This is a genomic window from Gilliamella sp. B3892, from assembly GCF_026536305.1.
Classification (GTDB): Bacteria; Pseudomonadota; Gammaproteobacteria; order Enterobacterales; family Orbaceae; genus Gilliamella.
Genome location: NZ_JAFNOK010000002.1, coordinates 83,724 through 96,880, shown reverse-complemented (window position 1 = coordinate 96,880; position 13,157 = coordinate 83,724). Strand labels below are relative to the sequence as shown.

General features: G+C 36.1%; 12 protein-coding genes. 8 read left to right on the top strand and 4 right to left on the bottom strand.

What is annotated here, in order from left to right; translation table 11 throughout:
- Positions 1–20 precede the first annotated feature (20 nt).
- Both J3U74_RS03130 and J3U74_RS03125 read left to right on the top strand, forming a co-directional pair.
- The gene (locus J3U74_RS03130) at positions 21–932 is read left to right on the top strand and encodes a hypothetical protein (RefSeq protein ID WP_267329702.1); all 912 of its coding nucleotides are present in this window, start codon (positions 21–23) and stop codon (positions 930–932) included.
- Between the two features lie 52 nt (positions 933–984).
- The gene (locus tag J3U74_RS03125) at positions 985–1,605 is read left to right on the top strand and encodes a hypothetical protein (protein ID WP_220219351.1); all 621 of its coding nucleotides are present in this window, start codon (positions 985–987) and stop codon (positions 1,603–1,605) included.
- 176 nt (positions 1,606–1,781) lie between these two features.
- On the opposite strand, the gene J3U74_RS03120 is transcribed toward J3U74_RS03125, so the two are convergent.
- Positions 1,782–3,164 (bottom strand): MATE family efflux transporter, encoded by a 1,383-nt coding sequence (locus J3U74_RS03120; RefSeq protein WP_267329703.1) that lies wholly within the window; start codon positions 3,162–3,164, stop codon positions 1,782–1,784.
- A 182-nt stretch (positions 3,165–3,346) separates the two neighbouring features.
- Here J3U74_RS03120 and yejK point away from each other — a divergent pair, with 182 nt between their 5' ends.
- A complete protein-coding gene (yejK, locus tag J3U74_RS03115; RefSeq protein ID WP_220219353.1) occupies positions 3,347–4,351 on the top strand; it encodes a nucleoid-associated protein YejK in 1,005 nt (334 codons plus the stop codon).
- A 45-nt stretch (positions 4,352–4,396) separates the two neighbouring features.
- Positions 4,397–5,245, top strand: coding sequence for a deoxyribonuclease IV (gene nfo, locus J3U74_RS03110; RefSeq protein ID WP_220219354.1), 849 nt, complete (start codon positions 4,397–4,399; stop codon positions 5,243–5,245).
- 298 nt (positions 5,246–5,543) lie between these two features.
- Here nfo and yccS read toward each other — a convergent pair whose 3' ends face one another.
- Entirely contained in the window at positions 5,544–7,688 is a 2,145-nt protein-coding gene (yccS, locus tag J3U74_RS03105; RefSeq protein ID WP_220219356.1) for a YccS family putative transporter, read from the bottom strand.
- Positions 7,689–8,141: 453 nt separating this feature from the next.
- On the opposite strand from yccS, the gene J3U74_RS03100 reads away from it, so the two are divergent.
- Positions 8,142–8,471: a Grx4 family monothiol glutaredoxin gene (locus tag J3U74_RS03100; RefSeq protein WP_294833667.1), complete on the top strand. Its 330-nt coding sequence runs from the start codon at positions 8,142–8,144 to the stop codon at positions 8,469–8,471.
- Between the two features lie 67 nt (positions 8,472–8,538).
- On the opposite strand, the gene rnt is transcribed toward J3U74_RS03100, so the two are convergent.
- Both rnt and J3U74_RS03090 read right to left on the bottom strand, forming a co-directional pair.
- On the bottom strand, positions 8,539–9,180 hold the full coding sequence (gene rnt / locus J3U74_RS03095) for a ribonuclease T (RefSeq protein WP_220219357.1): 642 nt from the start codon (positions 9,178–9,180) through the stop codon (positions 8,539–8,541).
- A gap of 122 nt (positions 9,181–9,302) precedes the next feature.
- Positions 9,303–10,058 (bottom strand): tetratricopeptide repeat protein, encoded by a 756-nt coding sequence (locus J3U74_RS03090; protein WP_267329705.1) that lies wholly within the window; start codon positions 10,056–10,058, stop codon positions 9,303–9,305.
- Between the two features lie 520 nt (positions 10,059–10,578).
- On the opposite strand from J3U74_RS03090, the gene J3U74_RS03085 reads away from it, so the two are divergent.
- The 3 genes from J3U74_RS03085 (at position 10,579) to bamC (ending at position 13,095) form a co-directional block, all read left to right on the top strand.
- A complete protein-coding gene (locus J3U74_RS03085; protein WP_267329706.1) occupies positions 10,579–11,337 on the top strand; it encodes a Nif3-like dinuclear metal center hexameric protein in 759 nt (252 codons plus the stop codon).
- Positions 11,338–11,434: 97 nt separating this feature from the next.
- On the top strand, positions 11,435–12,313 hold the full coding sequence (gene dapA / locus J3U74_RS03080; RefSeq protein WP_267329707.1) for a 4-hydroxy-tetrahydrodipicolinate synthase: 879 nt from the start codon (positions 11,435–11,437) through the stop codon (positions 12,311–12,313).
- A gap of 35 nt (positions 12,314–12,348) precedes the next feature.
- On the top strand, positions 12,349–13,095 hold the full coding sequence (gene bamC, locus J3U74_RS03075; RefSeq protein WP_267329708.1) for an outer membrane protein assembly factor BamC: 747 nt from the start codon (positions 12,349–12,351) through the stop codon (positions 13,093–13,095).
- Positions 13,096–13,157 lie beyond the last annotated feature (62 nt).

Here is a 13,157-nt window from a genome sequence, read left to right as displayed (position 1 = left end):
AATAAGTAAGGAATAGAATAATGAACCTTTCAAACAGTCAATACCAATTATCGAAAAAATTTCAATTAATTCCAACCATTTTGTTTACTGTAGTTGGTATTTTCATTGCCATTTTTCTGGGTGTTTTATATTCAATTATCTCAAGTTTTTCCCCGCTAATTCTGCTCGATATCGGCTTGGCTGTCGGGATGGCTTGGGTATTAACAACGATTACCAGTAATTTAACAAAGTTGGCAAAAGTAAGAAATGAGCTTGTCAGTTTTTTAATGGCGCTTATCATTTGTTTATTTGCTTACTATTCTGCGACGGTCACTTTTGAACTGTTGATCTTCGATATGGATTATGAATATTGGTTAGATTTTTTCCTTTCTCCTGTAACTGTATTTGACATTATTATCAGTGATATTATTCCTAATCGTGTCATAACTATTACTAAAGGTAGTTCAAAATCTGGTTTAGAAATATCAGGTATCTTGCTTGGCATTGTCTATTTAGTTGAGTTGATTGTGTTTTTATGGCCAGCTGCGGTTGCACTAAATATGGATGATTGTTTTTGTGAGGACTGTCAAAAATGGTATTCTAAATTTAATTTTTATTCAGCAAGTGACGATTCGTTAGTGACTAATATTAATACTTGCCAGTCAGGCCATTATGCCGACGTATTGTCTCAGGTTGTTTTTTATAAAAATTTAAATGAATTAGTTCAGCAGTCCGAACCAACATCCGAAGAAATAACAGGATTGAATTACATTTACTGCCAATGTCCAAACTGTCATGAAAGAAACCTATTGAGTATTCTAAAAATCAAGCTGAAAAAAAATAAGAAAGAATATGAAGCGGTAACAGATTCTGACTCAATTCTAGTAAATAATAACTATATTGATGCAAAGACTGATGAAATTTTCCAAACTCAAAAACGAAATTTATATTAATTTGCAAAAATAGAACAACAGGGACATCGCTCCCTGTTGTTGTCTGCCTGATATGGTGAAGAAAACCGTATCTTTGGACGGTAAGATCGCAATGGCTTGTTGTCTGCCTGATATGGTGAAGAAAACCGTATCTTTGGACGGTAAGATCGCAATGGCTTGTTGTCTGCCTAATATGGTGAAGAAAACCGTATCTTTGGACGGTAAGATCGCAATGACTTGTTGTATGCTTGATATGGCGAAGAAAATCGTATCTTTAGACGGTAAGATCGCAATGGCTTGTTGTCTGCTTGATATGGCGAAGAAAACCGTATCTTTGGACGGTAAGATCGCAATGGCTTGTTGTATGCTTGATATAGCGAAGAAAACCGTATCTTTGGACGGTAAGATCGCAATGGCTTGTTGTATGCTTGATATAGCGAAGAAAACCGTATCTTTAGACGGTAAGATCGCAATGGCTTGTTGTATGCCTGATATGGCGAAGAAAACCGTATCTTTGGACGGTAAGATCGCAATGGCTTGTTGTATGCTTGATATGGCGAAGAAAACCGTATCTTTAGACGGTAAGATCGCAATGGCTTGTTGTATGCTTGATATGGCGAAGGAAACTGTATCTTTGGACGGTAAGATCGTAATGGCTTGTGATCTGCCTGATATGGTGAAGAAAACAAATTAAATTTTTAATATTTTTTTCAATCTTTTACTTTTGTAATAAAAGTAGAGGATATCTTGTTTTAATCTATCCACGGGGCGAACATGTCAATATCGTTAGCATTGAGCTTAATTGCAATTGTCTTATAAAAAACGGCGCAAATCTGCGCCGTTTTCACTATCTCTGAATTTAATCAATGATTAGTCGTTTAAACATTGTCGATTTTTAATTGATCTGAAATACCAAAACAGTACAAGATAAGCTGTTCCGGTTGAAAGCAGATCTGCGGTTGGTGATGCAGCCCAAACGCCATCAAAACCAAAAAATAGTGGCAAAATATATAAGGCAGGGAGCAAGATTAAAATTTGCCTTGAAAGGCTTAAAAGAATCGATATTTTTGCCATACCAATACATTGGAAAAAGCTAGTAGTTACCATTTGAAAGCCAACAAATGCAAAGGCTAAAGTAGTATAACGTAACGCAAGTGCTGATAGATCGACTAAATCCTTTTCGGAACTGAAGGCCCGGACTAAAATATCCGGGATAAAAAATCCTAATAGAAAACCGAATGTGGTTACTGCGGTTGCGACCTTAACTGCATAGATAAAAGTTTGCTTAACTCGAATATAATTTTTAGAGCCATAGTTGTAACCAATAATTGGTTGCATACCTTGATTAATGCCGATTACGATCATGATGATTAATGTAATAAGCCGGTTGGCATTTGAATAAGCGGCAATGGCATCATCGCCGGATTGATGTGCTGAAGATGCATAATGATTAAGTTGCCAGTTAATAAATACCACAACAATTGATGCGGCAACTTGCATAGCAAAAGGCGACATACCGATAGATAGTATGGCTTTTACATATTGGAAATTAAGCGTGAAATTGCGACGGTATAATTTTATATTACTGTTTTTACTTAAAAAATGCTGCATAACAAATATAAAGCTTATCAACATTGACAATGTTGTTGCCAGTGCTGCTCCTCGCATTCCCCAACCCAGTCCAATAATAAAAATCGGGGCTAAGATAATATTGGCTATTACACTCACAAACATGGTTACCATGGCTTTAAATGGATAGCCACTTGCTCGCATCATATTGTTGTAGTTGAAAGTCAGTGTGGTAAATATGCTGCCGGGTAAGAAGATCTCTAAAAATTCTTTTGCATAGGTATGATTGACCGGACTTGAGCCAACAAACCTTAAAACAGGATCAACAAAATAGAGCAACAGTGACAGCGTTATACCGCTCAACACTGCGGTAAGCATAAAAGAGGTACCGGCAACTTTCTCGGCATTATCGTTTTCACCACGACCTAAAAATATCGAAATCCGGCTTGCTGAACCAATACCTACTAGCATACCAATTCCTGCAGCTAAATTCATTACCGGTAAAATTAAGCCTGCTGCGCTGAGCGCTTCTCGACCAATCCAGTGACCAATAAAGATGCCGTCAATAATATTATAAAGCGTATTAACAATAGTACCGATGATTGCCGGTAACGCATATTGCCAAAAGAGTAAGCTGATTTTTTTATTCTTAAAATCTTGATAAATATCTTGAGAGTGAGCCATATTATTTTTTTCCCACTATTAGACGTTGTAAAGAAGTTTCAGAAATTGTATACGTTTGAGTATAAAATAGATACTAATGATGCGTTAGTCTAACAGAGTTACAAATTGTTGATAGAACTTTTATAGAGCTTTGTTAGAATATAGCATAATTTAATACATCGATCCAAATAGGAATCCTTTCAATGAGTGTGCAAATAGAACAAGTTATTTTACATAAATTAATCAGAAAAAGTGATACTGAAATTGAATTACAATTACGTGATTCATTGCTGAGCAATCAGCAAGCGGTGGTCAATCTCATCGAAGATATCAATCGTATTTACAACAACAAAAGCAAAGCTTATGGTCTATTTAATAGCGAAAGTTTATTTGAACAATCTCTTAAAGAACTCCGCTTAGGGAATCAAGATTTTTTAAATTTTAGCCAAGAATCGACTAAGCAGTTACGTAATGAACTTGCCAAATACCCATTTGCTGAAGGCGGAACGGTGGTCTTTTGTCATTATCGTTATCTTGCTGTCGATTATTTAATTATTGCTGTGCTCAATAGTTGCTTTAGCATGTTGGTTAATGAACAATTAGATATTACTGAAACTCAATACTTAGATATTGATCATGCTGACATTATCGCTCGAATCGATATAACAGAATGGGAAACGGAAGCTGACTCTAAACGTTATTTAACCTTCTTAAAAGGGCGAGTTGGGCGTAAAGTATCTGACTTTTTTATGGATTATTTAGGTGCCAGCGAAGGGTTAGATGCTAAAGCACAAAATAAAACGCTGGTGAAAGCGGTTGATGATTATTGTCAGGAAATGCAATTTGATAAACAAGACAAAGTTCACGCACGTGAAAATGTTTACAATTATTGCCAAGCTCAGTTGCAAGCCGGTGAAGAAATTGAGCTTAAAAATCTCGCTAATGAATTACCAACTAATGGCGATAACAATTTTATGGAATTTGTTAAAAACAGTGATTACGATTTGGAAGAAACGTTTCCGGTTGATCGTAGTGCATTGCGACAACTTAAAAAATTTTCAGGAAGTGGTGGGGGATTAACATTAAGCTTTGATTCCGACCTATTGGGTGAACGTGTTAAATGGGATCCGCAAACCGACTCATTAGTCATAAAAGGTGTACCGCCTAATTTGCGTGATCAGTTGCAACGTAATAGTGGTTCAAACTAATTATAAGTTCCCTTTTTTTTAACACCATTATCAGGATTCACAAATATGAAATATGTCGGTGCGCATGTCAGCGCTTCTGGTGGGGTCGATAACGCCCCAATTAATGCTTATCAAATCGGCGCGACTGCATTTGCGCTATTTACCAAAAATCAACGTCAATGGCATGCCAAGCCGCTTGAAACCAGCATGATTGATAGCTTTAAAAAGCGCTGTGAAAAATATGGTTTCACCAGCAAACAAATATTGCCACATGATAGTTACCTTATTAATTTAGGTCATCCGGATAGTGAACAACTTGAAAAATCACGCACCGCCTTTTTAGATGAAATGCAGCGCTGTGAGCAACTCGGATTAACCTTGCTTAATTTTCATCCGGGTAGCCACTTAAAGCAGATATCAGTTGATGAATGCCTCAGCCGTATTGCTCAATCCATTAACATGACTTTAGATAAAACTAGCAATGTCGTTGCAGTGATAGAAAATACCGCAGGTCAAGGCTCTAATTTAGGTTATAAATTTGAACATTTGGCTCAAATTATTGATCAGGTAGAAGATAAAAGTCGCGTCGGTGTCTGTATCGATACCTGTCACGCCTTTGCAGCTGGTTATGATTTACGTACTGAAAAAGCTTGTCAAGAAACCTTCGCCGAATTTGAAAAAATTGTTGGTTTTAAATATTTACGAGGCATGCATTTAAACGATGCCAAAAGTGAACTTGCCAGCCATGTTGACCGCCATAATAGTTTAGGAAAAGGAAACATTGGTGAAACGGCTTTTAAATATATTATGCAAGATCCAAGAATTGATGAAATCCCGCTGATTCTCGAAACTATCGATCCGGATATTTGGGCGCAAGAAATTGCATGGTTAAAAGCACAGAGTAAAGAAAATTAAATTAAAAATACCATTGGAGAGAGCAACTATTCAAAGATTTACCTTTAGTGGTATTTTGCTTTGAATAGTTCGTATTTAGCTGTGAAGACTTCGATTTTATTTCCCTTACAATGACGGAATAACACCAAAGGTGATAATCGCCATTAAATGGGACGTTCAAGACATTATCCAGTTAAAATTTAACCAAAGTACATTGGTATTTGAAAGAATTACAATAAAAATGTAATAGAAAGGCACACTAAGTTTGCTAAAAAAATTAAAATAACAAATGTAACTAACGATATTAAATCAGTTTTAATTAAACTGATTTAATATCCAATTCCCCTATCAGGGAAACAATTTCTGGCAAAATATCCAAAATCAATGCTAATTGTTGTATAACCAGCAGATCATTATTGATTTGATCATCATTGTTTGAAATAGACTCAATATAATTAGCCACCGATTGCTTAATCGGTTGGTATTCGGTGTCTAATTGCTTAACAGTGAGCATATTGATGATATAAACCGTCAGATCATCAAACAATTCCAAGGTTTGTTCGGAAACCTGTTTATCGCGATGTGCACCTAAAGTGGAAAGATAGCTGATCAGTGTATGGTTGAGTGTCAACAACCGAAATCCGCTATCGATTACCGCTGGATTCATATGTGGCTCTTTGGTCATCAAACTAATCAATGACGACAGATCGGCATTGCTATCATGCGCAGCACGGCGAGCCACACGATATTGTGGATCATTACTTTTACCTGTTAGATATTGGTGACCGATTAAGGCTAAATAATGACTGTCATCATGGCAAACACGATCAACTAATTTCGATAAATTGCGAAATTTCCAGTCTGGCCAAATAAAACTGACCGCAAACCAAGCTATAAAACAACCAATTAGGGTTGCGATAATTCTTGAAACTGCAACCTCGATACTACTTTCACCAATTAAGCTAAAGCTAAAAAATACCAATAGAGTTATAAAAGCAGTTGCATAAGCATATTGCGAATTTTTAAAGAGAAAAAATAACCAACCGGTTAAAATTATTAATATCAGTTGCGCTTCAACAGTTGGAAATAAATAAGTTAACGGAATACCAACTATAATCCCTAAAATTGTTCCAAGTACCCGCAATTTCAATCGATATTTAGTGGTTGAATAGTTAGGTTGGCAGACAAAAAGGCTGGTTAAAATAATCCAATAACCGTGCGACAGATGCGAAAAAGCGATCACCATATAGCCAACAAAAAGTACCACACTCATTCGTATAGCATGCCGAAACAGCGCCGATTTAATGGTTAAGTTATGTTTAATTTTGGCAAAAAAATCATAAAAGCTGGTTAACTCTTCATCTACGAGTTGATTGTTTTCCTGCTCTTTGGAAAGGTGTTGTTCGGTATCGATATTGGCTAACAGTAGATCAATAGACTGTAAATTTTGTAGTAGATTTTGCAATGATTTAATCAGTAAGCTATGGCTATGATTATTAGCTTGATATTGATTAATTGCCTCCTCAAGGTATGCAAAATAGCGAGCAAATAGTGGATCGTGTTGATAAGTTTGATTTAATTTAATCGATAAGGCTAATTTTGCGCACGCTTTAGCTTGTAAATTCAAGATTCGAGCAAAACGAAATAAAATATCACTATGCTTAAATTGCTTACTCAATGCTTGATAATCACCATGAGAAGAGCTAGCTCTTTCATGAATATCTTGCGCAACGAAATAGTAACTAAGCATCTTTCTTATATAGGATTGACCACGATAGCTTTTTAACCGATTAAATAGTGAGCGTTTGGCTTGATTAAAAACCGCAATTAATTGATTATTACTTTCTGTTAATTCCAGCGTCTGTTTAGAAAATCTGTCTGTTTCATCAGGGTCAAACATTGCGGCTTTGGCATCCAAATATTGTGCTAACTTGATAAAACAATCGGTCAATGTTTGCTGAGTGGTTCGGATTGGTTGAATAATCGATTCAATCAGTGCAACGACATTGTACCAAAGTGCTCCTAAGAGTAGAAAACAGGGTAAGGTATAATTATCATTAAATAAATTATGCCCCAGCATGGTATAAGCGGCGATGAGCAACGAGCCAAAGGCAATAACACCATATCTTTGCCCTAAAGAGCCAAGCATAATAAAGATAAAGGTAGAGCAAACTAATCCAATAATAAATAACAACGGAAAATCGAATAACAGTTCGACTGAAAAAGTGGCAATGGCAAAGCAAACTAGGGTTAAAACAATATTGATACAGCGACTTAATAGTCGGGTATCAATTTCTGATAATCCAGCAGCAACAACACCCAGCGTTAAAGGTATGACTAATGACACATAGCCTAAATACCATGGCACTAACGTTGAGCCTGTTAAGCTAATTAACATACGAATACTGAAAATGAGATTACTGCTGTAAAAAACTTTACGTAAAGTTAAGAGAATTGTTTGCACGATTGTATTTGTCAGTTGCAATGATTATGAGTAGCATACTATATTGTTCAAAGGAGTAAAAGGGTAAGGCCACTGAGCAAAATTAACTGATTAATTATTAACATCACTCAATTTAACCCTCTAAATTATTTTGAAAAAACAGTTGATATGTCTGAATATTACTACTGGTTATTTGTTGTTTAAAACTATTTATCACAAAAATAGGCAAAGCCTTTTAGTTGGCTATATCGTTGCTAAATTATCTTTAAAAAAATTATTATTTATTGATTTTTAGTAAGTTATCTCGTTTTAAATGTTTATATTTTGTGATTTATTTTTCAACAATCGACCAGAGTTTAGGTTATACATCTAGCAAATGGAATTGATGAGAATAGGACTGATTTAAAATCTACGTTAAAATAGAGCAAAATTTTGAAATATCATTAAAAGGAATCCATTTTTATGACAACTGAAATGACAACGCTGGATAAAATTAAAAAGCAAATTGCCGACAATCCAATTATTCTTTATATGAAAGGATCGCCAAAATTGCCTAGTTGTGGTTTTTCGGCGCAAGCTGTGCAAGTTTTATCACAATGTGGCGTGCCATTTGCTTATGTTGATATTTTGCAAAATCCGGATATTCGTGCGCAATTGCCGGCATTTGCCAATTGGCCAACTTTCCCTCAATTATGGGTAGAAGGTGAGTTAGTCGGTGGTTGTGACATTATGTTAGAGATGTATCAAACTGGTGAATTACAATCGCTAATTAAGCAAACTGCGGAAAAATATAAATCTGCATAATCATTTGAGTATTCATTAAAAAGGGAGTATTCACTCCCTTTATTATTGGTGTTAACCATTATTAGTGTTAACTATGAAGCTGTTCATTTGGCATCAGTGGCCAGCCGCCTAGTCGTTTAAACCGATTGACCATTTCACAAAATAAGATAGCTGTTTTTTCTGTATCATAAAGCGCTGAATGGGCTTGTTTATGATCGAACGGAATATTTGCCGTTTCACATGCTTTAGCCAGAACTGTTTGCCCAAATACTAAACCACAAAGTGATGCGGTATCAAAGGTGGCAAACGGGTGAAAAGGGTTGCGTTTAATGCCAGCTCTTTCAGCTGCAGTCATCAAAAAACTGTGATCAAAATGTGCATTATGTGCCACAATCACCGCTCGGGTACAGTCATTGGCTTTGATTCCGCTGCGCACCATTTTAAAGATAGCTTCAAGTGCAACTTTCTCATCAACTGCGCCACGTAAAGGGTTGTCAGGATCAATGCCATTAAAAGCTAATGCAGTAGGCTCTAAAATCGCATCGGCAAAAGGATTAACATTAAATTGCAATGTTTGATCAGGCTCCAGCCAGCCGTCATCCGTCATTTTCAGCGTAATGGCTGCGATCTCTAAAATAGCATTGAGTTTTGGATCAAATCCGGAGGTTTCTATATCAATAACCACCGGATAGAATCCTCGAAAACGTTCACAGAGTTTAGTGTTAGGCACAATATTCGTCTTATCTATCTGAAATGAGAGTTATTATGCCAGTTTTTACGTTATTCGCCTAGTTTTACCTGAGTGACCTTAGCATTTTCGCTATAAATCAGTGAACACTACAATTATATACTTTAGTTTAAATGTGATAGTTTTTGTTTTGATTGTTCTATCTCTTTAATCCATTGTGAATTAATTCGTTTCGAGTGTTTAGGCATATGTTTTAAACGTTGTTCAATGGTTTGTAATACTGCTCTAGCCTGATCAATTTCGTTCCAATTGATTAATGTTTGTAAATAATAGGAAATCGCTTCTAAACTTGGGTAGTAACCAATTAGCGCATCAAATTCTTGATTTGCCTGCTGTTTATCATCTAACGCAACCAAAATTTTAGTGTAAAGTAAATGACCTTCCTCAGAATTGTAATTTGGATTCTTTTCTCTTAGATAATCAAGCTGTTGTTTTGCTTTATTAAATTGTTTATCTTCGTAAAGTGCATTAGCGTATTGCAACAAGATGTCCGGCGCAGTTTGATAAATACCGGTTAATGCTTCTTCATAAAAAGGTAATGCCTCGCTAGCACGATTGCTATCAACTAGAGCTTTAGCTAAGCTTAATTTTGCATCGACAGTGGGTGATAAATCATAATTTTTTTGTGCTTCACGTAGTGAACGCTGTGGATCAAGTGCTTTGCGCAATTTGGATTCAAATTGGTAACCAACGTGGGTAGCGCGAATATCGGAAAGATAGATTGCAAAAAAATAGACAACACTGCCTAGTATCGGGAAAAGAAATAGAATATAGAGCCATATACGATCTTGACCGTTTTTAACAGCATGAATGGCAAAAAATAATGCAATAACGATACTTATTACAACTAATAGTGGCATACTATATGTCCTTCAACTCCAAAAAAGTGCAAATTTAGCATAATAATCGGTTTGAATAAACTGTTTCGCAGTGTGTTTTAACTAAATTTTAATCAGTAAATTACACCAAGTTTTTTAGTTTGTTGCGCCCTGCGTCAATTTTTCACAAGATTTAACTGGAAAACAAGTCAATCAGCAATTGAACAATGTAAAAAGTGCTTTTATCCTAATTTGTTTAAAGTAACAGATAGAATCTTTTTGTTGTGATTGGTTAAAGTCAATGGGTTAAAGAGGTATTATTTAATATCAAGATTTATCTTGATTCAGCATAATGATAATGGGCTGCCAATCGTAGTGGATAAATGTGAATTAGGTTAATTATCACTTCAACATAATATCACGTGAGATATTTTCAGAAAGCGTCTATAATTGGCGTCAATTAAAAGGACTCAACATTTTAAAGCTAATTTTAACGGTTAGCTGTTTGTCAAAAAGTTTCAGATTTACCCTATGTTTGAGTATAAAAATAGCGAGGAGTATTGTGCATAATTTCGAACTTCAACACATTATTGATACTGAACTGCAAGTATTACGCTATCGTGACTATGCCCCCAATGGATTACAAGTGCAAGGCCGAAGTGAAATTAAAAAAATTGTGACTGGGGTTACAGCTTGTCAACGCTTGTTAGATAAGGCGGTTGAATTGCAAGCCGATGCGATATTAGTTCATCATGGCTATTTTTGGAAAAGTGAACCGCAAACCATTACCGGCATAAAATATCAACGACTCAAAACGCTACTCTCGAATGACATTAACTTGTTTGGTTATCATTTACCATTAGACGGTCACCCAATCCTAGGAAATAATGCACAATTAGCCCAGCGATTAAATATCGAAATGGATAAGCGTGAAGATATAACCGATCTGCTGTTTAAAGGTCGCTTATCTGAAGCGATGACTGCATTAGAATTCAAAAATTTACTTGAAAAAATCTTACACAACAATCAATCCTCCGTTCTGTTTTGTGGTGATAATGCCCCTGTGGTGATTCAACGTGTAGCTTGGTGTAGCGGTGGCGGACAAGATTTTATTGAAACTGCTGCCTTGCAAGGATTTGATGCTTTTTTTACTGGCGAAGTCTCTGAACGAACTATTCACATTGCACGTGAATACGGTATCAATTTTTATGCCTGTGGACATCACGCTACTGAGCGATATGGTATTAAAATGCTAGGTGAATGGTTAGCGCGAAACTATAACTTAGAAAATATTTTTATCGATATTGATAATCCTGCATAACAAAAGTTGAATTTAAATAAGAAATATCGCATACTTATTCGCAGTTTTTTTATTCTTTTAAGTTGTTTTATAAACACATAATATGAGAGGTCGCTTTATGTTTACAGGAAGTCTGGTCGCACTTGTCACCCCAATGGATACTAAAGGAAATGTCGACCATGTAAGCTTAAAAAAATTGGTAGAATATCATATTGCAAGCGGCACTTGTGCTATTGTTTCAGTCGGTACCACTGGCGAATCAGCAACGCTTGATCATCATGAACATATTGATGTCATTAAACGCACTATTGAGTACGCTGATGGCCGCATTGACATCATTGCCGGCACTGGCGCTAATGCAACTAAAGAAGCCATTGAATTAACCCGCCGGGTTGAAAATATTGGCGTAGTGGGATGTTTGACCGTTGCGCCATACTACAATAAGCCTACTCAAGAAGGCATGTATCAACATTTCAAAGCGATAGCCGAAAGCACAGCGCTACCGCAAATTCTTTATAATGTACCGGGCAGAACCAGCAGCGATATCAAACCTGAAACGGTAGGGCGATTAGCCAAAATTAAAAATATTGTGGCACTAAAAGATGCAACAGGTGACTTATCTCGAGTTTATAAAACCAGAAAATTAGTCGGCGATGATTTCAAACTGCTCAGCGGTGATGATTCAACCTTTTTAGATTTTATGATTTTAGGTGGCGACGGCGTCATTTCTGTTACGGCTAATGTGGCAGCAAAACAGGTCGCAACTGTTTGTGAACTTGCTGCGCAAAACAAAATTAAAGAAGCACGAATGTTGAATGATACACTATTAGCTTTGCATAGTAATTTATTTATTGAACCAAACCCAACGCCAGTAAAATGGGCTTGTGCAAAATTAGGTTTAATGGAAAATGCAACAATCCGTTTACCAATGGTATCGCTGAGCGAAGCTTCAATTCCTGTGGTTGAAAAAGCGTTAAAAGAAGCCAATTTACTGTAATTTATGTATAACCTTTAATTAATAAGCAGATATCTATGTTTAATAAAACTTTATCTAAAAGTAATGCCATAAAAAAAATCGCTATTTTAACAACAATAGTTTCTGTATTTCTTGTTGGCTGTGGTAGTGATCAAAATTACAAACGTGAAGTCGACGGTAATGAAGATTATCTTCAATCACCGGCACTAAAACCGTTAATCATTCCGCAAGGTGTCACTGTTCCTGCTGAAACGAATGATTATTACGTTGATAATAACGAGGTGCAAGGTGCATTGGGCAAAAAACTAGATATTAGACCGCCAGTTTTACCGATTCCTACTATTGCCGATGCATTTGCTGACTACAGTAATGGCGCAGTCACTTTTAATACGCCATTGAGTGATAATGTTTGGGGGCGAATTGGTAATGTTTTAACAAATAAAAACATCCCAATTAAACACAGTGATAATAAATCAATTACGACTGACAAAGCGTTTATTGTTCGGGCTGATGAAGATCAATCCATTGAAGCTTCCTTTGTTTTTAACAGAGAAGTGCTCGGTCAAACAGAAACAATTACGTTACGTTTAACTTCGTTAACACGTGGAAATGAAGATATCTTATCCCAACCAATTGAAGTTCAACGTTATGTAGTGGGCTTATTCAATGATATTATGGATGAAGTTGCCCCTGAATCTTTACGTGTGGTACCACGCAAAACAGATAATGATGAAAATACAGGTGCAGAGCAAACAGAAAGATCATCACTAAGCCAAGAATTGAAAGAAGATCTTAAAAACTAATTTCTGATAAATAACCCGGTTGAGTCTTATCGGACGGGTTTTGCGTTAAAGCTTAAAGGAGC